Genomic DNA, 22,163 nt, shown 5'->3' on the forward strand with positions numbered 1-22,163 from the left:
CACCCGGACTGAGCGCAGCGAGGGAGAAGGCTTGCCGGGCCGCCCCCTGGAAAGCATCCGCTCGGAACGGAAAGACATGGATTCAGAAAATAGTAGAAGATGAACAGAACCTGCATTCATACTCTACATCTAAACGTTTTAAAGGCACTTTTTCAGTGCCCTCAGCAAAGCGACGAGGAGATTGAAGCCGTGCCCCCGGAAAGCGTCCGCCATAACGGAAAACAACTAGATTTTATTTTGAGATCTTTAAATTTTTCGTGTTTTCCATAAGAATAGCAGTAATTATGAAATTGATTCTGCATTATTAACAATCTCTACATTTTAACATAGCCTAAAATTTAAAAGGCCTTTCATCTCCCTAAAGAGACGAAAAGCCTTTTCTTAGTATAATTTTCTGTTTAAAGTTGGAATGATTTGGATTGGGTTTCACAAATCTTCCAGCCCATCTCATACTCATTTAACTAAGTGTCCTAGCATTACTGTGAAGTAAGCTTTAAGTAAATTGTACTTTCTTTTTTCAATTAATTCAACCGTCTAATCGGACTATGTTGTAATTAATTCACTCAAAAGTTATTTTAATATGATATTTCTAAATCTTGATGCAGCTTTTGTTCGCTTTGTTCCCACATTTGAGGATTGTGAGATTGTAAAAATTCCTTCAAGATTTCTTTTGAACGATCGTCCATAAAATCAACTAAAATTTGACGCTTCATAGACTTATCCATTCGATTGACATGGTCAGCTAAAATCTTATAACCACGTCGCTTCTCTCGATTTACTACCATCTCACAGGCAGCTACGCCGGCGTAATAAGGACCATCCTGTTTGTAATCGATTGTTACCCAAACTAACCAATATGGCTTCCCTCCAGCAGAATCTTCCCGATTGGTAGTAAATTTAATACCTCTTTCCGTATCGCTTCTTGCATGCATTGCCCCAATTTCAACTTTGGCAGTGCCTTCTTCTATATCGATAATGACTGGAGAAACGTTCTCAAGTGAAAGAGAACCGATCCCATATCCCTTGTGACCATCAGTTGGATCGTTTTTAATAATGGTAAATCCTACTTTTTGTTTCGGTTTTTCTTCATTTGTCATGCGTATGCTCCTTTTCTTCTGTTATGATGTTAAGTATACTGATTATTTCTACAAAGGAGGTAACAAAATGCCATATGTAACAGTAAAAATGTTAGAAGGCCGTTCAGATGAACAAAAAAGAGAGCTAGTGGAAAAGGTTACTGCAGTAGTTGCAGAAACGACTAAAGCTCCAGTTGAGAATGTTGTCGTATTTATCGAAGAAATGCCTAAAAACCACTATGCGGTAGCTGGAACACTTCTTAGCGATAAATAAAGTAAACCAAAGCTATTCCTAGTGAATAGCTTTTTCATTCATCAAGTTCATCACAAACGAAAAAGCTTCCTCGATTTCCTCATCACTGTAATTCAACTTTCCTTTTACAACACGTACCTTTTCAATTTGTTCTTCCTTTGGAAAGTTCTCAAAATAAAGCAATGTAGATACTAGCTCTAAAAACCGTGAGCTTTTCTCCTTCATTTGTTTAATGCAGGAATTTAATGCGGCACTAGGTTCTGCGATCTGAGCCATTTGAGTAAAGTGTTCCCCTGCATCGGTCATTTGATATTTATATTGGACGTAAGAGCCTTTATCCTGACGCTCCTCTTGCAAAAATCCCATATTACAAAGTTCCTCTATACGTAAGGTTAGCTCTTCAGAGTATGGGCCATATATATGGAAATCATATTTCTCTTTATATGGAAATTGTAGTTTCTTTGCGATATAGACCATTTTTTGTAATTTTTTTCTTCCCGTGATCCCGTCTGCTGCTCCGATAAATTGTACAATTTTTGCATGTTCCTCTAACAATACAAACCCACCTCTATTTTAGTAAATCAAGTATTTGTTTCTTCAAAGCCTTCTTCTTGCCGTCTGCAGTCAAAAAGTCCTCTGGAAAGTATAATTTATGATCTGTTCGTCGCTTACCTGAAATAGCTTCTACCACTTCCGATTGGCGAGAAAGTTCACGTATTTCCCCATTTGGCATTTGCAGGTGTATTGGGATACGCTCTCCCTCTTCTCCTGGTCTATAAAAATCGTAAGGCAAGTCTGATGACGAATCAAACACCAAATAATATTCTGGATCAATTCCAACTCGCTTAAAAAGCTGCTCTAATTCCTTCATTTTCACATAGTCTTTTGCCAAGTCAAATTCAATATATTGAAATAGCTTACGGTTAACAAAACGATTACATAAATCAGACAAAATGGCATCCTTTTCATTCATCCACAGCTGAAAATACGTTAACAATACCCCTTCATCTAATGCCAAATAATCATTTAGAGTAAAGGTCTTGTCAAAAAACCGAACAAAATGAGTAGGCTGCTGCTCGAAGGCATATCCGTTTTCACTCAAAGCTTTTGCTCTATGCAAAATTTTCGTAAGAATGACTTCTGCACTTCGTGAAACTGGGTGGAAGTATACTTGCCAATACATTTGGTAGCGGCTCATAATATAATCCTCTACCGCATGCATCCCAGTAGATTTAATAACTACCTGGTCATCGAGCGGTCTCATCACTCGTAAAATGCGTTCCATATCAAAATGACCATAGCTTACCCCAGTAAAATAAGCATCTCTTTGTAAATAATCCATACGGTCTGCATCTATTTGGCTTGAAATAAGACTTACCACTTGCTTGTTAGGATAAGTTTTCCCTATTACATCGGCAACTTTTTGAGGAAAATCAGGACTGACTCTTTTAAGTACCTCATTAACCTCTGTATCTCCAAGTAAGATTTGCTTTGTAAATTCCTCATGATCCAATCCAAATACATTTTCAAAGGCGTGAGAAAATGGTCCATGTCCCAAATCGTGTAGCAATGCTGCACATAATACTACCAGTCTTTCAGAAGGGTCCCATTCTGGTCTTCCTTCAAAACTATCATCTACGATTCGACGGACGATTTCATATACACCTAACGAGTGATTAAATCTGCTATGTTCTGCCCCATGAAAGACTAGATAAGTAGTACCCAGCTGTTTAATGCGACGAAGCCGTTGAAATTCTTTTGCCCCAATCACGTCCCAAATCACTTGATCTCGAACATGTATATAACGATGGACTGGATCCTTAAATACTTTTTCTTCTGCTAGCTTTTGCGTAGCATAGCTCATATCTCACCCTCCATGTCTCTTAAAAATGTAGCTCACTTCCTATTAACTATAAAGTATAAAGAAAAAAGCCGCTTATGGAAAGGCGGCAATAGTTCGTTACATATAGGATAACCTTCTTGCAAGGAATGTCTATTATTATGATTCCAGCTTGGCGCGTACTTTCTCCATTAATTCGTCCTCAGTTAAAGCTGCCACTGGACGATTATTTATAAAAGCAAACGTCTTTTTACGCCCTGGACCGCAGTAGGACTGACATTCTTTAATCTCAACCTCTGCCTCTGGATCGATTGCTTTTAGCTTTGGAATTAATGTTTTTAAATTAACGGCCTGACACTCATCGCAAACTCGAAAATGGTTTGCCATAGTACACAACCCTTTCTATAAATAGATATTGTCTACACGTCATTGTATCTTAAAGTTTATATTGCTATCAAGTGTAAATTACGTGAATAAAAGAGCGATATGTTGTCCATGATGTTAATAGAACAACGAAACTATGAACATGGTAGGAGGACAAACATGGTAAAAATCAGACAAGACGCATGGATGAGAGAAAACGATGAATTGTTAGCTGAATTGGTGTTAAGACACGTTCGCGAAGGTAGCACCCAGTTAAACGCTTTTGAGGAAGCTGGTGACGAGTTAAACCGTACTGCAGCTGCTTGTGGATTTAGATGGAATGCAGTAGTTCGCCATCAATATGAAACAGAGCTAAAAGAAGCAAAGAAAGAACGCAAAGAAAAGCTTCGTATTTTAGGAAAAGATTACAGACGTAGAGGAAATGGAATCTACCTAGCGAAACCTCAGGAAGAGGGAGAACGCACTCAATCTATTCCGGTTTCTGCATTATCGATAGATATAATCATTGCTTATCTAGTACGACTGCAGCATAGTGATTCAGATATTTCTAGATATCGTCATATGGCAACGATCTCAAATGAAAAGATTCGTAAGTTAGAAAGCGAGCTTGCCAAACTCGAAAAAGAAAATGCTGCTATTAAACAAGATTACGAGCAATTCGTACAAATCATGAACCGTGCCCGTCGACTAGTAACATTAAACGACGAAGAAATGCCAGCAGTGCCAGTATTTCAAATGGAGAAAAACGGAAACCTAGTAACAAAAGAACCACCAACCGTTTAATGGATTGGTGGTTTTTTTCTGATTATATCAGCATTTCGTTGCAGTTAGATAGACATACTCAATGTGCGCAATAAAACTTTTTTATGCGTATGGGTTGGTTATCCTTCTAGCATTTTTTGATTTCGTTTTAGTACTCTTTCTAAGTAGAATCGATAAAGTTCCGCTTCTTCCTGCATAAGTGATTGAGAGACCACTTGCTCGGACCTCTGATGCAGTAGTTGTTGAATTCGAATGACTACATCCTGCACTGTAAAGGTCGCTTGCAGCAGCTCATTAAGTGAAGCCATGACCTCAGGTTTTATACTAGGGTAACTAAACTTAGTATCCTCTCCCTGAACCCCTACTTCATAAAATCCTTGAATAAGGCGGGCTCTTTCGCTTCCGCTTCCTTCAACGCAAAGGTACACCTGGACAGCTATGCCTTGTCTCAATCTTCGTTGAGAGATCCCAGCAAATTTTTTGCCTCCAATACTTAAATCATAGGATCCGGGACAATATGAGCCTACTATTTCATAAGCTTCTATTTTCCCCTGAGCCTCTGGGAAAAGTTGCTGGACAAAAGCCAACATAACCTCGTAGCCAGTAGGTATGTCTATGGAATTTTCCTTTTCAGACAACACGATTGATATATTTAGGACACCCTCATCTAATACAACCGCAAGTCCTCCTGAATTTCGAACGATAGGATTGTAGCCTCGCGTACGTAAGAAATCTTGAGCCTCTTCTACAAAAGGTAATCTATGATCCTGAATCCCCATTACTACTGTTTGATCATGTACCCACGTTCTTACGGTTGCTGGGGACTGCCCCTGACCGACTACATGACAAAGTAAATCGTCAGCTGCAAAGGATTCCAATGCAGAGCGGCTTTTTCCGCTAAGTGACTGATCCCAAAAACGCCATGTTTGTTGCTCCAATAAAACATCTATTTCTGACATCCCTATTCTCCTTAATCTAGTGCTTGAGCTGCTGTAATATAAGCAAGCTTGTATACATCCTCTGCATTGCAGCCTCGTGATAAGTCATTTACTGGGGCATTCAATCCCTGCAGTATCGGCCCAATTGCTTCAAATCCTCCAAGACGCTCTGCTATTTTATATCCTATATTGCCTGACTCCAACGAAGGAAAAACAAAAACATTTGCATCTCCTCTCACTGTGGCACCTGGTGCTTTTTTATCCGCAATGGACGGAACAATACTTGCATCGAATTGAAGCTCTCCTTCTATCACTAGCTGAGGTGCGCGTTCTCTTGCAAGCCTTGTTGCTTGGACGACTTTGTCCGTCTCCTCCGATTTTGCGGAACCTTTAGTAGAAAAAGATAGCATTGCCACCTTTGGCTCTATACCAAATGCAGCAGCTGTCTTAGCTCCCTCCACTGCAATTTCTGCTAAGTCATCACTTGTCGGAGCAATTGTAATGGCACAGTCGGCAAAAATATAGCGTGTATCATTCTTTACCATTAGAAATGCCCCACTAGTCTTAGTAATTCCAGGCTTTGTTTTGATAATTTGTAAGGCCGGTCGCACAGTTTCTGCCGTTGTATGTGCTGCTCCACTTACTAGCCCGTCCGCTTTTTTTGTATAAACAAGCATTGTGCCAAAATAGTTAACATCCTTTAAGATTTCTCTTGCCTCTTCTATAGTCACTTTACCGTTGCGTCTTTCCACAAAAGCATTTACTAGTTCGTCCATATGTTCGTAGGTTGCGGGGTTCAACACCTGTAAGCCACTTGGAATATCTCTCTCATTTCCTATGACAATAGGCTGAATTACTCCCTCTTCCTGCAATTTTAATGCTGCCTCAATTATTCTTGGATCGTTTCCCTCTGGTAATATAATGGTTACATTTTTACTTTGCAGCTTGCCTTTTATTTCTGTAAATAAATCAGCCATAATAACGCCCCCATCAGGATATATTTGTACATTAAGCATACACGAGTTTGTCACAGATTGTCATGTAAAAGTGGGGCTAAAAGGGGAATTCTAAAAGCTGGTATGGTAAACTAAATATGCGAAATATTTATTAAAGGGAGTGTCTTATACAATGAATGAAGCAGCTATTACATTAGATGGTTGGTACGTTTTACATGATTTCCGCCAAATGGATTGGGCATCATGGAAACAAGTAGATCCTGAACTTCGTAAACAAGCAACAGATGAGTTCGTTGCCTTTTTAGATGAATTACAACAAGCAGACGATGCAAAAACTGGAGCTCACGCTTTCTATACTATTGTGGGCCAAAAAGCAGACTTTATGTTAATGACGTTACGTCCAACTATGGATGAATTGCAAGAGCTAGAAGCGAGATTCAACAAGTTAACAATCGCTGACTTTACGATTCCTGCATATTCATACGTATCAGTAGTAGAATTATCTAACTACCTGTCTGGTGAGTCAAATGAAGATCCATATCAAAATCCACATGTGCGCTCACGTCTATATCCACAGCTTCAACGCTCTCAATACGTTTGCTTCTACCCAATGGACAAGCGTCGTGATGGTAACGATAACTGGTATATGCTTCCTATGGAGCAACGCAAAGAGTTAATGCGTAGCCATGGAATGATCGGTCGCAGCTATGCAGGAAAAGTGAAACAGATTATCTCAGGATCAGTCGGCTTTGACGATTTTGAATGGGGAGTAACTTTATTCTCAGATGATGTACTTCAATTTAAAAAATTAGTATATGAAATGCGCTTTGATGAAGTAAGCGCTCGCTATGGCGAGTTCGGTTCGTTCTTCGTTGGTACAATTTTAGAAGGCGAAAAACGCTCTACATTTTTCAATCTTTAATATGAATATATATAAGGCTGCCTTTTGGTAGTCTCAGACTGTAGCACAAACCCCATGAATTTTGGTGTTTGCCTACAGTCTTTTTCTTAAGATGGAGATAAAGCTTGTTAATGCCGCTTCGAGCGGACGCTTTCTTACCCTCAGTCAAGTATTTTTATCTTTATTACTTGGGTTTAGGTATTTTGTTTGGTTTGGGAGGGGTACCCCTCCCAAACCAAACAAAATTTTCGCATACTAAATAGACCTAGCTAAATCGCTTTTTTTCACTAGGCCAAATGTGGTATAGTCAACCTAACGGTTACAAATTGGTCGTAGCCTTTTCGTAATCGTACATTAAGTCGTGTTGGATGAGGTGGAATAGCATCTTCAAAAACTTATTCACACACGCGATACTCGCAACCTTATGAGGCTTTCTCTGGGGTTGCGTTTTTAATTTGTCATAGTAATCTACCAGGTGGTTCCTTTTCTTTTTCCTCCACGAAAGCATCGTCTGGATCATATAGAATAAGATCCTTCGCAGGTTTTTGTTTCCCCGCTTATTGATCTTGTCTTTCTTGTATATGGTCCCTGATTGATATCTCATCATGTCTATCCCGACGTAGGCGTTTAATTGCTTATGGTTGTGAAAGCGGCTGATATCACCCAGTTCGCCGATGATCCTACCAGCTGTTACTTTCCCGACTCCCGGGATAGAAAGCAGGATTTGATATTCTTTTCGGTCTTTCGAAAGCTCTTCCATCTGTTTGACCAACCGCGCTTTCTTCGCCTTTAGTTCCATAATTCGCTTGGCGTAATCCCGTAACTGCTCGCATCGCACATCCTTACGGCTGATTGCCGGATAGGAGTTCTTTGCCAACTCTATCAAGACCAGACTCTTTTCCTCTGCTTGTCTGACCGAGATATTTTTTCCTGTACTTTTCTTTAGGCGATTGCGCAGAACCGTCTTAGAACAATCCAGTACCTCATCGGGGTGTGGATATGCTTGTAAAATATTCAGGAAAAGAACGGAGCTAGTCGAACAAAAGCTTTCTAGTTCTGAAAAACTAAGTTGTAAAATAGCATGCATCCGGTTGAACACATGCTCTTTTTCCGCACTCACCTCTTCATAGTAACGAGTGAGGGCACGCATCTGGTCATAATAATCATCCGCAGAATGATGCGTCTCTCTCCGTTCCTCCTTGAAGTGGGATTTTGCCAATTCATGAGCATCCCCTTTGTCCGTCTTTTGTCTACGCATCTTAGCCATCTGGGTTTTGGCCTCCAAGGGATTGATACAGCAATAGGCGTACGAACGATCTTGTAGAAATCTTTCAAGCGCCTTCGAGTACGACCCGGTTGCCTCGAAAACAATTTGCGGTGCCTGGGCACCTTGAACGGTTAGATCACGGAGAATCCCATCTAATTCCTCAAAAGAAGAACGGTTGTGCAGAATTTCCCCTTCAAACTTACACTGTTTGCTTTGGTTGTAGACCACCATCATGCTTTTTCCCTTACTGACATCAAGCGCAACCACGTGTGTCATTTATTTTCCTCCTTTGATTTAGCCATAGAAGTCTTCACATCGCCCTAACGATTCCCATTTCTTACACGGTCTCTAAGGATCCAACATACTAAACTGATTCTAATAGGGTTGTGAAGTTAGCCGGTTTCCGATACGGATTCATAGATCCCAGCGTCCGCACGGCTTTTCCTCACTTCTACTATAAAAAAATAGTAGCACAAACCATGGCCTTTGGTTTGTACTACTAATGTTAGTATGTTTCCGCGGGCACGGCTTCAGCCGCTAGAGTCGCCACTCTGCGCTCCAATCTCAATAATGTTTCTTATTAAATGACGGAGAGGCAAACCGTGGGCTACTCAGTCCATATCACAGACTTAACCTGGATTACCCGGAAAAGGGGAAGAAATCGAAATTGTTTCTACACCTTTTGTCTACAATCTGAGACTGCCTTTGGGTAGTCTTTTTTATATGCAAAATTTGTCATGATAGGTCATTTCTTAACATAGTTTAATGTAGGAGGTGATGCATTGGCGGTAGTTCGTGCGACTTCGAAAGACATCGATCTACTAGCAAGGCTAATGCGAGCAGAAGCAGAGGGCGAAGGCGAACTAGGAATGCTAATGGTTGGTAATGTAGGTGTAAATCGAGTTCGTACAGCTTGTTTAGATTTTACAGATATACGAAACCTCGAGCAAATGGTTTTTCAACGTCCCGGTGGCTTTGAGGCAACTACTAAGCCCTACTTTTACCAGCGTGCAAGAGATAGTGATCTAAAACTAGCACAACGTGTAGTTAACGGTGAGCGTTTTCATCCTGCTACCAGATCATTATGGTTTTTTGATCCAGGCGAGAGTACTCCATGTCCTGCACAATGGTATGGTCAATGGAATACCGGACGCTTTAAAGCACACTGTTTCTTTTCGCCTACCGAAGAAGAATGTCCAGAGATTTAAAAAAAGAGAGGATGTATAAATGGTTCAGTATTATTGGTATCCAGGTGGCTATCCAAACCAACAGTACTCGCAAGGGCAACAGGTTCCGGGGCAACAACCGCCCCAACAGCAATATACTCCTGGGATCCAAATACCTGCCGGTGGACGGTCAGCAGAAGAATCCTATGTGGAGAACATTTTAAGAGCCAACAAAGGAAAATTAGGAACTTTTTATTTTACTTTTGAAAACAATGCAACACGAAACAATGTAGTCCTGAACGGATATGTAGAGGCTGCTGGACGCGATCATGTGATTATTAGTGATCAAAATGGGAAACGATACTTAATGTTAATGATTTACTTTGATTATGCGACGTTCGATGAAGAAATAAATTACTATTAACCATAGGCAAGGCTTATTCTTTAAGGAGTAAGCCTTTTTCCTGTTACGCTAGCACTGTTCCCAGAAACTCTGCTTCCTCTTCAAACATATTAATGCAGATTTTTTCCACAATGTATCATTAGACTGAACAAAGTAAAACCTGAATGGATTTTTTTCCAATTTCACGTTTTTAAATTATAGACTAGTTATGTCCCAAGTCTATTTTAATTTGACATGTTTTTTACTAAATGGCTAAGAGTTCAAGTAATACGATGCTCCTAAATAGCTAGTTCCTATCATTCTCATTCTTTTTATGATTACTTATCGTACGTTTAAGACTTTCTTTTTGCCTTTTAGCTATTTCACTAGGTGTCATATTTAAAAAAGCGTTAACATTTTTAATATCTTTATTTTCTTGTATGTTATATCGACTATCATTATTGGCCGCCACGAACGAACCCCATCCAGAGTAAGTAGTGCCAATACCAGAAGAGTTGTATTCAAATTCTATTTGAATATTTCCGATTTTTTCAATTTGCTTCATATACTTTTTATGGTTTACACCCATGTACCAAGCATAGCCATATACTTTTGCATCAAGTATTTCTGAGATAGTGAGTTTTTCGTTGTTATTCATAAACGCTTTTACAATAAAATTTGTTCCGAACTGATCGCTACCCTTAAGATTTTCTAAAACTACTGCTCCAGAGTAGCTCCCGTCATCTAATAAGATAGATAGTACATCTCCTTTTTCAAAAAGAGCAGGTTTAAATCTTACCTGTTTAGGTTTTTTAGGTTTCTCTTTGGGAGTAGATAATTTGGTTAGAAATGATAAAAGTGCTTTTTCTCGCTTTTTTATGTCTTGGTTGGAAGCTCCAAGTTCTCTCCAACATTTTATATCGCTACCGCTTTCTATGATTTCCTTAATCTTTTTATAAAGTTTATCATTTTGCATGCCGCATTCCCAAGCTGCAAACCCTGCTGCAAAATATAGATTGTGCAAAGAATCCTCGTCTTCTTTAAACTCATTTTCATACGTTTCGATAACTTTATATATTACAGTTTCAATAGGTACCCCCTTATTAAATTCGTCCATTATGTCCTCATATATATCTGCATATTTATCATTTGATGATATTGCGGTACCCCAAGTCCCCATTATAATCCCCCTTATATTTCCCATTTTATTGAATTTACCTTGTTAGTTTGAGTTTAACATTTAACTGACCATACCACCTCATGAATAAAAAAAAAGCGCACTCCAGTTAAAATCCAGAGCTCGCTTTTAAAATGATTAATTTGCATATTTTACGGCTGATACGATTAGCATTACCCAGCCGATTAGGAATGCCACTCCACCGATTGGTGTGATTGCTCCTAAAATACTAATTCCCGTTAAGCTTAGTACGTAAAGACTTCCAGAGAAAATAACGATACCCGCTAGGATTAAGTAGCCTGCTACGTTTAACTGTGACACTGGCCCTAACAGTTTACTGCTCATTAAAATACCAATGGCAACTAAAGCAAGCGCATGAAACATTTGATATTGAACTGCTGTTTCCCATGTCGCTAAATACTTGTCAGCAACTCGACCTTCTAATAAATGTGCTCCGAATGCTCCAAGGGCTACGGATAAGAAGCCATTAATAGCACCTGCGATGATAAAAAATTTCAAGCTGTTCCCTACTTTCTTTTATTAAAAATCAAATAATGACTCTCCGTTTGCGTCGTCTTCCTTCAAGGGTGCAGAAGGCGCAGTTAAGGTTGCTGTCTTCACGGATGGCGTTTGAAGTACTGTTGGACTTTCTGTTAGTGGCACAGTTAGAGCTACGTCACATAAAGCCTTTATAGCCGCTAAACTTTCCCGGATGGATTGTTCCCCCGATGCAGTCTTTGCCTCTTGAAGCTGTTTTTCTATTTGCATTAAAATCTGTCTGTTCGAAATCACTTGTTATGCCCCTCCAGTTGCTTTGGTTCAAATTTTAAGCACTCCACGCCTGAGGATCTTTTGACTAACGCAGAAGGAAGCTCCCTTGTTTTAAATTGGTAAGCCCTACAGCCACGTGGATGATTCGCATCCCAGGTGGTAAAAAAATGTCGACACTTAAAACAATTTACAGCCAATTTTTCTCCCTACTTTCTATCGTTATCCTAGCATAATTAGAGGCAAAAATCGATTGGCTTTTCATTCATGGACACTAACTGTTCATTTATTTGAGAGTAGGGTCTGCTTCCCAAGAATCCTCGGTGAGCACTTAGAGGACTTGGGTGAGTTGATTGGATAATGTAGTGTTTGGTCGTGTCGATCAGCTTTAACTTAGCTTGTGCAGGCTTACCCCATAAAACAAAAATAATTGGCTTTTCACGTTCAGATAGCTTCTGTATAACTGTATCTGTGAAGCGCTCCCAGCCCATGCCTTTATGCGAGTTTGCCTCACCTGCTCTGACAGTTAAAACCGTATTTAACAACAAGACACCCTGCTTCGCCCATTTTTCTAGATAACCGTGTGAAGGAATTGGACATCCTAAATCCTCTTCTAGCTCCTTGAACATGTTACGCAAGCTTGGTGGAATTTTAACTCCTGGCTTTACTGAAAAGCTTAAACCATGGGCCTGTCCTGGGCCATGATAGGGATCTTGCCCAAGTATAACCACCTTTACAGCATCATATGGCGTTAATCGAAACGCACTTCCCACCTCTTCTCGTGGTGGATAGATCGTGTGCTCAGCATATTCCTGATCTAGAAAGGACTGTAACTCCTTAAAGTAAGGCTTATCCCATTCTGCACCTAATAATTCTTTCCAATTTGGCATTTAATCACTCCTTAAACTCCACTTGCACGTCATATTCAATGAGCTGGAACATTTCCTGTACGGATTTTACAGCATTTTCTTCTGCAAGCTCCAGAATACCTTGTCCGGTAGATTCTTCAATCATCATTTCTTTGGCAGTTGCAGCTAGTTCATAGGCTTCTTCTATGTCTGCCTTTTCACGAAATAATCCTTCATACGAAAATACCTCTACTTGGTCAAACAATATTTCAGGTCCTCCTAAAAATTCTGGTTTAGGCAATGTTAAAACAGCAGTCTTGTTTTCTTCATTAACCTTAATATCTGATTCGGTTACCTCTGAAAAATTAACCCCCGCCTTCACGGATCCTGGAACTACGACTAAAAGCTGCCTTTTGGTTCCTGGTAAGTCTAGTCCAATCTCTTTTCCAAATACTGCATTATCTTGTCGTTCTATAATTACTTTCGTATATGCTTGCGCAGTTGATAACTCATTAAGACCTTGTACTCTTTCAACAAAGGAACCCTTGGATTCCGTAAAGGTACTACCTTGGATCGCCCAGAATGCTGCAAATGGCAATGCTGCAATTAGTAAGAATGCTAAGACTGAGATGAGCAAGATTGTTTTAAATTTAAATCTAGATAAAAATAATGGCATCCTCCAGAGGTTTAACCCTCCTCGCCTAGGAGAATCTTCTACGATGGTAGCAGCACTTTCCTCATTTTGAGCTTTCAATTCTTTTAATAGCTTTTCCATTTCTCGAATCTTGTCATCTTGTTTCATCCTCATCCCTCTCCTTCTATTAAACTACTACGTTTACAGTATCGAAAAGTTTCCCTATTAACAACTATTCCGCCCAATGATACGATGGTAAAAAGGGGAAATGCATATGGCAAATTTTGAATTTCGTGAAAAACTAAAAAAACTGGAGAATGCAGCTGTAAAAAACGATGTTCCACCAAAGGCAACGAGTATGGGTTTCGGTTGCTTTTTACTAGGAACTATATTTTTTATAGGAATCCTTATCTACTTAACTATCTCACTTTATATAAATAAAATTTATATTGGCGGGACGATAACTCTTTTCGTTTCAATCACATTTGCTTTTATAGTGCTCAAGCTTTGGACTGCTCCAAAGCTGCCGTAATTGAATTTTCATATCTATCTGATACAATTAATGAAATAACTTTCACGCAAAAGGAGAACTTTTACATGTCTATTAAAAAAACGTTAACAATTGCAGGTTCTGATACTTCTGGCGGTGCTGGTATACAAGCAGATTTAAAAACATTCCAAGAGCATGGAACCTATGGTATGAATGTTCTCACTGTCATCGCTACAATGGACCCGGAAAATAATTGGAGTCACCATGTGTTTTCCCTTCCTGTAGATGAAATTAAACGTCAAGCGAAAACGGCTCTATCCACTAATGTAGATGCTATTAAAACTGGTATGCTAAGTACAGAGGATATAATCGAAGCAGCAGGTAAAATTATTGAAGAGTCCGGTGTGACTAGTATCGTAATCGATCCTGTCATGGTTTGTAAGGGTGAAGATGAGGTCTTGAACCCAGGTACTGTAGACTCCATGATTACTCATTTATTGCCACGTGCACTTGTTGTTACTCCAAATCTATTTGAAGCTGGTCAGCTTTCAGGACTAGGAATTCTTAAATCAATCGAAGACATGAAGGCAGCTGCCGAAAAAATTCATGAGCTTGGGGCAAAAAATGTAGTGATCAAGGGCGGTAAACAATTGGCTCACGATAAAGCAGTTGACCTTTTCTATGATGGACAAACTCACACATTATTAGAAACAGAAAAAACGGAAACGACTTATAACCATGGTGCCGGCTGTACATTTGCTGCTGCAATTACAGCAAACCTAGCAAATGGACTTTCTGTTGCAGAATCTGTATTAGAAGCTAAAGAATTTGTTTCCTCTGCAATCGCTCATGGCTGGAAGTTAAACCAATACGTAGGACCTGTACTTCATGGCGCTAAAGGAAAATTCGGTGCTCCAGAAGTGACAACAACTACAGTCTAATAAACCCCTTACTCGCAAAGTCTAACAGGGCTTTGCGAGTTTTTACTTGTATGGTAAATTGCCATCAGAACGGTGGCTCAATCATTCGCTTGCAGAACTATTTTTCATTATACTATTAACAGACAGTATGCTAGGAGGCAATGAAAGTATGGAAATAGTGAATAAGGAACAATTACAAGAGCTATTAAATAGCTTTGCAAATGAAGATGTATACATTCATTTAGAAACAACAAATGGTGCTTATGCCACTCATTTCAACGAAAATGTGTTTAATGCAGGTGCATTTATTCGGAATGTAGTGATTCGCTACGAGCTTGGTAAGGTCGCTGGAGAAGCTCCTCATCGAGTAGGTTTAAAGCTCCCCCATGGATGGGTATATGCTCAAGGTATTACACATTATGAATTAGATGAGCATGGTAGATTATTAATGGCTGGTCACGATCAAAGTGGAAAGCTTGCAGTCGCACTTGAAATTAGCAAAACACCGTTTACATATTAAGGAGGAAGAAAAATGACTTTACCAATGGAACGATCCGTGTTGGTCGTATTCCCTCACCCAGATGACGAGGCGTTTGGAGTTTCTGGAACAATAGCTACTTATGTAAAACAAGGAATCCCTGTTACATACGCATGCTTGACCTTAGGGGAAATGGGTCGCAATCTTGGAAACCCTCCTTTTGCAACTCGCGAGACACTACCACAAGTTAGAAAGCAAGAGCTGCTAGCCTCTGCAAAAGCAATGGGTGTTACCGATTTAAGAATGATGGGTCTTCGTGACAAAACAGTAGAATTTGAAGATGATGAAAAAATGGTCCAAATGATGGAGGATTTAATCGCTGATACGAACCCTTCTTTAGTTATTACCTTCTATCCTAATTACGCTGTGCATCCTGACCATGATGCTACCGGTAGAGCGATGATTCGTGCTGTACGCAGAATGCCAAAGGATCAACGTCCAAAAGTTTATGCACTAGCTTTTTCGAATGATTCGAAAGAGGTATTAGGAGAACCAGACATCATCCATAACATTTCTGAATCGAGTGAAGAAAAAATGGGTTCCATGCGTGCCCACATTTCTCAAACGGCTTGGATGCTAGAAGAAATGGAAAAACGTCTAGCGGACGGAGAACTAGAAGCAGAAAACTGGTTACACTTTGAACGCTTCTACACATACGATTTTAATAAAGATTTCGAATAATAGAACATTGCTCATAGCTATAGACTTAGCTTCTCTAATGAATTATCATGTGTAAATCATCTATTTCATGCATAATTATTCAAAAAGAAAGTTGGCCTTCACTTGAAAAAATTCAGCTTATTTACTTGGCTTCTCTTTCTTCTCCCTTCTATAGCTGGTGTCATCCTTTTCATGACCCCGTTACCAATTGGAGGAGAAATAAAGATTCCTATCGCATGGTTTGCAAGCCTATTATCTGGTGTACTTGAACCAAGTGTTCATTGGATCGCTCTAATCACCTTATTCATTGCGGCTATTGGTTCTTTAATATTTTTATTTATTCCAAAAAACGATTCGTTTATCAACAATCTCTTTAAAGTTTCTATATTTTGGACAATCACAAGAGTTGTCGGTGCAATTTTTTCTGTCTTAATCATTTTCCAAATTGGTCCAGAGGCTATTTGGAGTGAGGATACGGGAGGACTTTTGTTAGCTCCTGATGGGCTGGTTTCCTTCCTATTTACGATTTTCCTATTCGCTGGACTACTCCTTCCCCTTCTATTAAATTTTGGGTTACTGGAGTTCCTTGGCACGATGATGGTTAAAATTATGCGCCCACTGTTTAAGCTTCCAGGACGATCAGCAATCGACGCACTTACATCCTGGGTTGGAGATGGAACAATTGGGGTCTTGCTGACTAGTAGACAATATGAGGAAGGCTATTACACGAAAAAAGAAGCAGCTATTATTGGTTCTACTTTTTCCGTTGTATCTATTACCTTCTGTATCGTCGTATTGGAACAAGTCGGTTTAGAGAAATACTTTGCTCCCTATTACTTAACTGTTCTGCTATGTGGTGTTGTCCTGGCATTTATCATGCCTCGTATTTATCCTTTAGCTGGCAAAGAAGATGTGCATATTGATGGACGCCCATTAGACTTGGATGCAGAGAAATTCCCTGAGAATTATAATGCAGTTACACACGGTTTAGAAAACGCATTAAACACCGCTAATAAAAACCGGTCTATTACAAAGTTCTTCTCAGATGGAATTAAGAATGTTATCGATATGTATATTGGTGTTGCTCCAGTAGTATTAGCATTTGGAACTATTGCATTAATGCTTGCAGAGTATACTCCTTTCTTCACCATCTTAGGTAAACCATTTGAGCCATTGCTTCTATTATTCGGTATACCTGAAGCTGCTGAGGCTGCACAAACAATGGTAGTCGGCTTTGCCGATATGTTCCTGCCTACTATTTTAGGTGCATCAATTGACTCTGAGCTTACAAGATTCTTTATAGCAACTATGTCAGTTACTCAGTTGATCTACATGTCTGAGGTCGGTGGATTATTACTCGGCTCTAAAATACCGGTTAACTTCAAAGACTTAATCGTTATTTTCTTATTACGTACGCTGATTGCATTCCCAATTATAGCAGCAGTTGCACATATACTATTTTAAAAGAAAAACGCTTGGAAAACCCCAAGCGTTTTTTCTATAGTGTTAGAAATCAAATAACAAAGGTCACCAGAGTTATTATGATAAAAGCAATACTAAAGAAAATAGCTCTTATTTTAATGGAACGCCTAACTAACTCCTCATCTACTCGAGGATCTTCAAGGTAGGCTTTTTTATTGGCTATGTTAAAGGGTAGGGTTGATTTATAAAGCAAAGAAATCTTTAAACCATAGAGTAGAATTGATTTCCGCACCAGCCGGACGCTTTCCGCGGGGCGAGCGATAAGCCATCACCCATCGCTATCGCGCGTGGTTGTGATGTCTTATCTGTCTCACTCATCCCGCTGGAGTCGCCGTCTGTCGCTACAATCAATAAATAGGAACATCTTTGATGCATCGATAAATTGCTTATAAATTTACTCGCATAAATAAAGCCGAAAAACTGTACCCAATCCCATTTTCATCATCTATTTATGATTTTAATAGTAATTTGAATGTCCTTTTAATAATGCTGACAATCACTATAAAAAAGAATTGTTAGTCAAAATCCACAAATAACTTCAACAAAGCTTTTTATTTAATAAACCAACAGTTTTTGTTGAATTCCTATATTGCCATGTAGAAATTACATAGCAATAAATTAAAAAAAACATGAAATCGATTGATTTCATGTTTTTCTTCTTTTTTAAGTTAGGTAATTTCTTGTTTCCATTCTATTTGTTTGGAGAGGAGGCGGCGACTCCTGGGGGAACAGCGCGAGCTGAAAGCCCCACAGGAGCAAAGCGACGAGGAGATTGAAGCCGTGCCCCCGGAAAGCGTCCGCTGTAACGGAAAACAACTACAGGAATTTGAATAGAAGCACAGAAAACTTTACCAGTTCGTAGATTTTTTGAATCTTTTTATTTGGAGGAGATTTTTATCTCAACCTTTATTTATATTTATTAGTGTGGCAAAAAAATTAATTGAAATGCAAATAGGACAGCGAAAATATAAAGCATGATATTAACTTTTTTCGCTTCCCCTTTAATTACTTTCAACAGTGGATAAACGATAAACCCAAAAGCAATACCTGTTGAAATGCTTGAAGTAAGGGGCATAATCAAGATAATTAAAAATGCTGGGAATGCTTCGTCAAATTTACTCCACTCAATCTCTTTTACAGATCCAATCATCAAGGCGCCAACGATAATTAAGGTTGGCGAGGTAATAGCTGCAACACTGGACAGCGCACCCACTAAAGGTCCGAAGAATGATGCAACGATGAAAAGTACAGCTACAGTTAAGCTAGTTAAACCAGTACGACCACCAACAGCTACACCAGAGGAAGACTCAACAAATGCTGTTGTTGGACTAGTTCCGAACATTGATCCAACAGTAGTAGCTACTGAATCCGCTAATAGCGCTTGTCGTGCGCGTGGAAGCTTATCATCTTTCATCAAGCCAGCCTGCTTTGCGACACCAACCATCGTACCTGTTGTATCGAACAGCGTAACTAAAATAAAGGAAAATACTACTCCATATAAACCGTAAGAAATAACCTGTCCAATTGCCTCTATTGGATTCCAAATTAAAATACCTTCTGGTAAGTGAGGAAGAGCTACCACTTTTTCAATCTGTAATTGATTGGTAAGCGCAGCTACAATACCAGTAACGACCATACCGATAAATAATGCACCATTTATATTACGCACCATCAAAATGACTGTGAATATTAAACCAAATAACGTCAGCAAAACACCTGGAGAAGTTAATTCCCCTAACATCACCAAGTTGCTATCACTAGCAACAACTACCTTTGACATACGTAAGCCTAAAAAAGCAATAAATAAACCGATTCCTGCGGTAATGGCATACTTCAAATTAGAGGGAATCGCGGTAATTAACTTTTCACGTAAAGGTGTTAAAGATAAAATAATAAAAATTATACCTGCTACAAAAACAGCTGCAAATGCTGTTATATAATCAATTTTACCATCTGATGCTAATACAACTGCATAAGTGAAATATGCGTTTAATCCCATACCGGGAGCTATAGCTATTGGATAGTTGGCGCAAATTGCCATCCATAATGTACCGATAACAGCAGAAATAATAGTTGCCATAAATACTTGGTCTAGTGGTACACCTGCATCCGATAAAATAATTGGATTTACCACTACAATATATACCATAGTAAGGAATGTGGTCATTCCTGCAATAAGCTCAGTCTTCACATTGGTACCGTGTTCCTTCAAACGAAACATCTTATTACCTTCTTCCTTAAACACGAACGATTTTAACAACATTAATCATATTATTCGTTTTTCAGATAAATTTCAACCCTTTTGACCAAATTTATTATTCTCTAAATTCTTTGTGAAAGGTTTGAAATGAAATATATTCTAATTAGTATTGCATTTAAAGGCATGTTTTATTAATAAATAGAACTGTCTTGAAGAAAAAAACTTTTAAAAAAAACAGGCCCTTTTATAAGGAGCCTGCAGTTTTTTTAATTTTTAATGTTTGTAGCATATCTTTTGTCATAGCGTCTAAATCGTATTTATACGAAAAGCCCCATTCTTCTTTAGCGGCTGTCGCATCAATATTATCTGGCCAGCTATTAGCAATTGCTTGGCGAACTGGATCCACATCATAGCTCATCTGGAAGTTTGGTATTTCCTTTCTGATAGAAGCTGCAATTTGTTCTGGCTCAAAGCTCATTGCCGTTACATTAAATGCATTACGATGGATTAACTTAGATGGATCTGCCTCCATTAAATCGACAATTGCTTGAAGTGCATCCGGCATATACATCATATCCATAAATGTTCCTTCTGCGATATAAGAAGTGTAAGCTCTATCCTCTAATGCTTTATAGTAAATGTCTACTGCATAGTCAGTTGTTCCCCCGCCTGGTAATGTCTCGTTGGAGATCAAACCTGGGAAACGTACTCCTCTAGTATCCAATCCAAACTTATGGAAGTAGTAATCACATAACAATTCTCCAGACACTTTGTTAACTCCATACATTGTAGTTGGACGCTGCAATGTATCCTGAGGCGTGTCTTTCTTAGGAGTGGATGGCCCAAAAGCGCCTATCGAACTCGGTGTAAAGAATTGCATTCCTAGCTCACGTGAAGCTTCCAAAGCATTTACTAGACCACCCATATTTAAATTCCAGGCTAAAAGTGGCTTCGCTTCTGCTGTAGCAGAAAGTAACGCAGCCATATGAACCATTGTATCTGCTTGGAATTCCTTCGCCAGCTGATGCATTTTTTCACCATCTGTTACATCTAAAATATCAAACGGGCCACTTTCCGTTACTGGTGATACTATATGTCTGATATCAGTTGCCAAAATATTATTTGAACCATATTCTTTTCGTAATTTCGTCACTAGCTCCGAGCCAATTTGTCCTAATGCTCCGGTAACCATTATTTTTTTCATCTTTATTTCTCCCTTTCAAAAACAATTGTATTTTTGGGAAGTACATTATATTAATAAAATACCTTGATATGACTATGTTTATCAGGAATTAATTATATCGTGTTCATTCGTGAAATACAACCATATACAATTTCGATTTTTGGTATAATATTTAGATTAGGAGGTATTTATGAAAATAATAAAGTACGCACTCATCTTTGTATTAGGAGTAATATTAGCAACAGCAATGATGTTTCTAGAGTTACCATTCTGGTTCATTTATGTATCAGTTGTAGTAATTTATTTACTTTTGTTAGTCGCCCCACAAATGTATACCGTTTATAAATCCAATGATATGGATAAAATTGAGCGATACTTGGAAAAGAATAAACGAAAACCTATGTTTGCTTACCCGCTAGCTTTAAAAACTGGTGATCAAGAACAAATTGTTCGCTCCATAGAGGAAATTTTGAAAAGACATAAACAACCATACATGCAGGAAGTATATAAAACCATGCTGGCACTTTTTGAAAGCAACGTCTCCAAATTTGAGCAGCTAGCTAAACAAATAAGCAAAGAACCACTTCGCACTTATTACATAGCATACGCAGAAGCACTTAAAGGAAACTTTGATGAGGCCACTACTTTAAAAAATCAACTGCCAAAAGAATGGATGCAGCACGCCATTGCAGCTGTCATAGCTAAAGAACAAGGCAACACCAATCTCTTTGAAAAAGAAGTCAACAAATGCATCGACCTAGCAACAGGCGTTCAAAAATACAGTCTCTATTACTCTTTTCAATTAAGTTATTGAGTGAGTTGTTGACTGACCGATTATTCGGGGAAACCGACCGATTATGAATAAAAACCGACCGATTCCAATAAAAAAAGCCCGCCTTGGCGGGTTTTCATCTGTTTAGTTGACTCTTTCTCCGTTTTATGTTGCACTTCACACTCATTTAGGTGCCCCTCGCATTGATTTAGGTGACACTTCTCTCACTTTAGGTGCGGTTCCACTCTTTAGGTGACAATTTCTCCATCTTATGTAGCAATTCTCACTCATTTAGGTGCACCTCGCTTTTATTTATGTTCACTTTTTTAGGTTTACGGGCTCCTCCACTTTTTATGGGACACTTCTAACCTATTATGAGCGCCTTCCGCTCATTTATGGGACACTTTTTGGAGTTTACGGGCGCTTCCACTCTTTATGGAGTCAAGTCCATAGTATTGTGTAAAATTGTATACAATGTTTTCAAACCTACTTGAGAAGTGTAAAAACCCCACTTCACATTTTTTGTGCGTGAATCCCATGGGCGAATAACCCCAGATGAGTTGAAC

Annotated in this window: 25 protein-coding genes; 11 read left to right on the forward strand and 14 right to left on the reverse strand. The window is 39.0% G+C overall.

What is annotated here, in order from left to right:
* Positions 1-575: 575 nt before the first annotated feature.
* On the reverse strand, positions 576-1,097 hold the full coding sequence (locus M3627_RS19415; protein ID WP_169361403.1) for a YwhD family protein: 522 nt from the start codon (positions 1,095-1,097) through the stop codon (positions 576-578).
* A gap of 67 nt (positions 1,098-1,164) precedes the next feature.
* On the opposite strand from M3627_RS19415, the gene M3627_RS19420 reads away from it, so the two are divergent.
* Complete coding sequence (locus M3627_RS19420; protein ID WP_169361402.1) at positions 1,165-1,350, forward strand: 2-hydroxymuconate tautomerase; 186 nt, start codon at positions 1,165-1,167, stop codon at positions 1,348-1,350.
* An 18-nt stretch (positions 1,351-1,368) separates the two neighbouring features.
* Here M3627_RS19420 and M3627_RS19425 read toward each other — a convergent pair whose 3' ends face one another.
* From M3627_RS19425 to M3627_RS19435, 3 genes are all read right to left on the reverse strand, one after another.
* A complete protein-coding gene (locus M3627_RS19425) occupies positions 1,369-1,884 on the reverse strand; it encodes a YwgA family protein (RefSeq protein WP_169361401.1) in 516 nt (171 codons plus the stop codon).
* 13 nt (positions 1,885-1,897) lie between these two features.
* On the reverse strand, positions 1,898-3,193 hold the full coding sequence (locus M3627_RS19430) for an HD domain-containing protein (RefSeq protein WP_251557139.1): 1,296 nt from the start codon (positions 3,191-3,193) through the stop codon (positions 1,898-1,900).
* Positions 3,194-3,328: 135 nt separating this feature from the next.
* Positions 3,329-3,556 (reverse strand): YuzB family protein, encoded by a 228-nt coding sequence (locus M3627_RS19435; protein ID WP_144539789.1) that lies wholly within the window; start codon positions 3,554-3,556, stop codon positions 3,329-3,331.
* 156 nt (positions 3,557-3,712) lie between these two features.
* On the opposite strand from M3627_RS19435, the gene M3627_RS19440 reads away from it, so the two are divergent.
* Positions 3,713-4,336, forward strand: coding sequence for an RsfA family transcriptional regulator (locus tag M3627_RS19440; protein ID WP_169361399.1), 624 nt, complete (start codon positions 3,713-3,715; stop codon positions 4,334-4,336).
* 98 nt (positions 4,337-4,434) lie between these two features.
* Here the strand turns inward: M3627_RS19440 and lipL are convergent, their stop codons facing one another.
* The gene (gene lipL / locus M3627_RS19445) at positions 4,435-5,265 is read right to left on the reverse strand and encodes an octanoyl-[GcvH]:protein N-octanoyltransferase (protein WP_251557161.1); all 831 of its coding nucleotides are present in this window, start codon (positions 5,263-5,265) and stop codon (positions 4,435-4,437) included.
* Positions 5,266-5,285: 20 nt separating this feature from the next.
* The gene (gene pta, locus M3627_RS19450; RefSeq protein ID WP_251557140.1) at positions 5,286-6,230 is read right to left on the reverse strand and encodes a phosphate acetyltransferase; all 945 of its coding nucleotides are present in this window, start codon (positions 6,228-6,230) and stop codon (positions 5,286-5,288) included.
* 151 nt (positions 6,231-6,381) lie between these two features.
* Between pta and hemQ the strand changes: the two genes are divergently transcribed.
* A complete protein-coding gene (gene hemQ, locus M3627_RS19455) occupies positions 6,382-7,131 on the forward strand; it encodes a hydrogen peroxide-dependent heme synthase (protein WP_169361397.1) in 750 nt (249 codons plus the stop codon).
* A gap of 298 nt (positions 7,132-7,429) precedes the next feature.
* On the opposite strand, the gene M3627_RS19460 is transcribed toward hemQ, so the two are convergent.
* A complete protein-coding gene (locus M3627_RS19460) occupies positions 7,430-8,653 on the reverse strand; it encodes an IS110 family RNA-guided transposase (RefSeq protein WP_251557141.1) in 1,224 nt (407 codons plus the stop codon).
* A 506-nt stretch (positions 8,654-9,159) separates the two neighbouring features.
* Between M3627_RS19460 and M3627_RS19465 the strand changes: the two genes are divergently transcribed.
* Entirely contained in the window at positions 9,160-9,585 is a 426-nt protein-coding gene (locus M3627_RS19465; RefSeq protein WP_251557142.1) for a cell wall hydrolase, read from the forward strand.
* Between the two features lie 19 nt (positions 9,586-9,604).
* On the forward strand, positions 9,605-9,967 hold the full coding sequence (gene gerQ, locus M3627_RS19470; protein ID WP_251557143.1) for a spore coat protein GerQ: 363 nt from the start codon (positions 9,605-9,607) through the stop codon (positions 9,965-9,967).
* Positions 9,968-10,232: 265 nt separating this feature from the next.
* Here the strand turns inward: gerQ and M3627_RS19475 are convergent, their stop codons facing one another.
* The 5 genes from M3627_RS19475 to M3627_RS19500 form a co-directional block, all read right to left on the reverse strand.
* Entirely contained in the window at positions 10,233-11,042 is an 810-nt protein-coding gene (locus M3627_RS19475) for a hypothetical protein (protein ID WP_251557144.1), read from the reverse strand.
* A 198-nt stretch (positions 11,043-11,240) separates the two neighbouring features.
* Entirely contained in the window at positions 11,241-11,621 is a 381-nt protein-coding gene (locus M3627_RS19480; RefSeq protein ID WP_251557145.1) for a DUF423 domain-containing protein, read from the reverse strand.
* 21 nt (positions 11,622-11,642) lie between these two features.
* Positions 11,643-11,894 (reverse strand): DUF5327 family protein, encoded by a 252-nt coding sequence (locus M3627_RS19485; protein ID WP_169361457.1) that lies wholly within the window; start codon positions 11,892-11,894, stop codon positions 11,643-11,645.
* Positions 11,895-12,106: 212 nt separating this feature from the next.
* Complete coding sequence (ung, locus tag M3627_RS19495) at positions 12,107-12,760, reverse strand: uracil-DNA glycosylase (RefSeq protein ID WP_251557146.1); 654 nt, start codon at positions 12,758-12,760, stop codon at positions 12,107-12,109.
* A 4-nt stretch (positions 12,761-12,764) separates the two neighbouring features.
* Positions 12,765-13,520, reverse strand: coding sequence for a DUF4230 domain-containing protein (locus M3627_RS19500; protein WP_251557148.1), 756 nt, complete (start codon positions 13,518-13,520; stop codon positions 12,765-12,767).
* A 106-nt stretch (positions 13,521-13,626) separates the two neighbouring features.
* On the opposite strand from M3627_RS19500, the gene M3627_RS19505 reads away from it, so the two are divergent.
* The 5 genes from M3627_RS19505 (at position 13,627) to M3627_RS19525 (ending at position 17,424) form a co-directional block, all read left to right on the forward strand.
* Positions 13,627-13,884 (forward strand): hypothetical protein, encoded by a 258-nt coding sequence (locus M3627_RS19505; RefSeq protein WP_251557150.1) that lies wholly within the window; start codon positions 13,627-13,629, stop codon positions 13,882-13,884.
* A 65-nt stretch (positions 13,885-13,949) separates the two neighbouring features.
* Positions 13,950-14,783 (forward strand): bifunctional hydroxymethylpyrimidine kinase/phosphomethylpyrimidine kinase, encoded by an 834-nt coding sequence (gene thiD / locus M3627_RS19510; protein ID WP_251557152.1) that lies wholly within the window; start codon positions 13,950-13,952, stop codon positions 14,781-14,783.
* 148 nt (positions 14,784-14,931) lie between these two features.
* Complete coding sequence (locus M3627_RS19515; protein ID WP_251557154.1) at positions 14,932-15,282, forward strand: YojF family protein; 351 nt, start codon at positions 14,932-14,934, stop codon at positions 15,280-15,282.
* Between the two features lie 12 nt (positions 15,283-15,294).
* Complete coding sequence (gene bshB2 / locus M3627_RS19520) at positions 15,295-15,981, forward strand: bacillithiol biosynthesis deacetylase BshB2 (RefSeq protein WP_251557155.1); 687 nt, start codon at positions 15,295-15,297, stop codon at positions 15,979-15,981.
* Between the two features lie 102 nt (positions 15,982-16,083).
* A complete protein-coding gene (locus tag M3627_RS19525) occupies positions 16,084-17,424 on the forward strand; it encodes a YjiH family protein (protein WP_251557157.1) in 1,341 nt (446 codons plus the stop codon).
* A gap of 937 nt (positions 17,425-18,361) precedes the next feature.
* On the opposite strand, the gene M3627_RS19530 is transcribed toward M3627_RS19525, so the two are convergent.
* Together M3627_RS19530 and M3627_RS19535 are read right to left on the reverse strand one after the other, a co-directional pair.
* On the reverse strand, positions 18,362-19,663 hold the full coding sequence (locus tag M3627_RS19530) for an NCS2 family permease (protein ID WP_251557158.1): 1,302 nt from the start codon (positions 19,661-19,663) through the stop codon (positions 18,362-18,364).
* Between the two features lie 223 nt (positions 19,664-19,886).
* Positions 19,887-20,846, reverse strand: coding sequence for an L-threonine 3-dehydrogenase (locus M3627_RS19535; RefSeq protein ID WP_251557159.1), 960 nt, complete (start codon positions 20,844-20,846; stop codon positions 19,887-19,889).
* A 169-nt stretch (positions 20,847-21,015) separates the two neighbouring features.
* Between M3627_RS19535 and M3627_RS19540 the strand changes: the two genes are divergently transcribed.
* On the forward strand, positions 21,016-21,639 hold the full coding sequence (locus M3627_RS19540; RefSeq protein ID WP_251557160.1) for a hypothetical protein: 624 nt from the start codon (positions 21,016-21,018) through the stop codon (positions 21,637-21,639).
* Positions 21,640-22,163: the final 524 nt, after the last annotated feature.

Origin of the sequence: Psychrobacillus sp. MER TA 171 (assembly GCF_023713305.1) — a bacterium.
In the GTDB taxonomy this organism is placed as follows: Bacteria; Bacillota; Bacilli; order Bacillales_A; family Planococcaceae; genus Psychrobacillus.

What these genes read in the sequence shown, in the direction of transcription:
- M3627_RS19535 (WP_251557159.1), bottom strand. Translation starts at nt 20,846, where the DNA reads ATGAAAAAAATAATGGTTACCGGAGCATTAGGACAAATTGGCTCGGAG.
- M3627_RS19475 (WP_251557144.1), bottom strand. Translation starts at nt 11,042, where the DNA reads ATGGACGAATTTAATAAGGGGGTACCTATTGAAACTGTAATATATAAA.
- M3627_RS19420 (WP_169361402.1), top strand. Translation starts at nt 1,165, where the DNA reads ATGCCATATGTAACAGTAAAAATGTTAGAAGGCCGTTCAGATGAACAA.
- M3627_RS19515 (WP_251557154.1), top strand. Translation starts at nt 14,932, where the DNA reads ATGGAAATAGTGAATAAGGAACAATTACAAGAGCTATTAAATAGCTTT.
- M3627_RS19460 (WP_251557141.1), bottom strand. Translation starts at nt 8,653, where the DNA reads ATGACACACGTGGTTGCGCTTGATGTCAGTAAGGGAAAAAGCATGATG.
- M3627_RS19505 (WP_251557150.1), top strand. Translation starts at nt 13,627, where the DNA reads ATGGCAAATTTTGAATTTCGTGAAAAACTAAAAAAACTGGAGAATGCA.
- M3627_RS19500 (WP_251557148.1), bottom strand. Translation starts at nt 13,520, where the DNA reads ATGAAACAAGATGACAAGATTCGAGAAATGGAAAAGCTATTAAAAGAA.
- M3627_RS19530 (WP_251557158.1), bottom strand. Translation starts at nt 19,663, where the DNA reads ATGTTTCGTTTGAAGGAACACGGTACCAATGTGAAGACTGAGCTTATT.
- thiD (WP_251557152.1), top strand. Translation starts at nt 13,950, where the DNA reads ATGTCTATTAAAAAAACGTTAACAATTGCAGGTTCTGATACTTCTGGC.
- pta (WP_251557140.1), bottom strand. Translation starts at nt 6,230, where the DNA reads ATGGCTGATTTATTTACAGAAATAAAAGGCAAGCTGCAAAGTAAAAAT.
- ung (WP_251557146.1), bottom strand. Translation starts at nt 12,760, where the DNA reads ATGCCAAATTGGAAAGAATTATTAGGTGCAGAATGGGATAAGCCTTAC.
- M3627_RS19435 (WP_144539789.1), bottom strand. Translation starts at nt 3,556, where the DNA reads ATGGCAAACCATTTTCGAGTTTGCGATGAGTGTCAGGCCGTTAATTTA.
- hemQ (WP_169361397.1), top strand. Translation starts at nt 6,382, where the DNA reads ATGAATGAAGCAGCTATTACATTAGATGGTTGGTACGTTTTACATGAT.
- M3627_RS19540 (WP_251557160.1), top strand. Translation starts at nt 21,016, where the DNA reads ATGAAAATAATAAAGTACGCACTCATCTTTGTATTAGGAGTAATATTA.
- M3627_RS19430 (WP_251557139.1), bottom strand. Translation starts at nt 3,193, where the DNA reads ATGAGCTATGCTACGCAAAAGCTAGCAGAAGAAAAAGTATTTAAGGAT.
- M3627_RS19440 (WP_169361399.1), top strand. Translation starts at nt 3,713, where the DNA reads ATGGTAAAAATCAGACAAGACGCATGGATGAGAGAAAACGATGAATTG.
- bshB2 (WP_251557155.1), top strand. Translation starts at nt 15,295, where the DNA reads ATGACTTTACCAATGGAACGATCCGTGTTGGTCGTATTCCCTCACCCA.
- gerQ (WP_251557143.1), top strand. Translation starts at nt 9,605, where the DNA reads ATGGTTCAGTATTATTGGTATCCAGGTGGCTATCCAAACCAACAGTAC.
- M3627_RS19415 (WP_169361403.1), bottom strand. Translation starts at nt 1,097, where the DNA reads ATGACAAATGAAGAAAAACCGAAACAAAAAGTAGGATTTACCATTATT.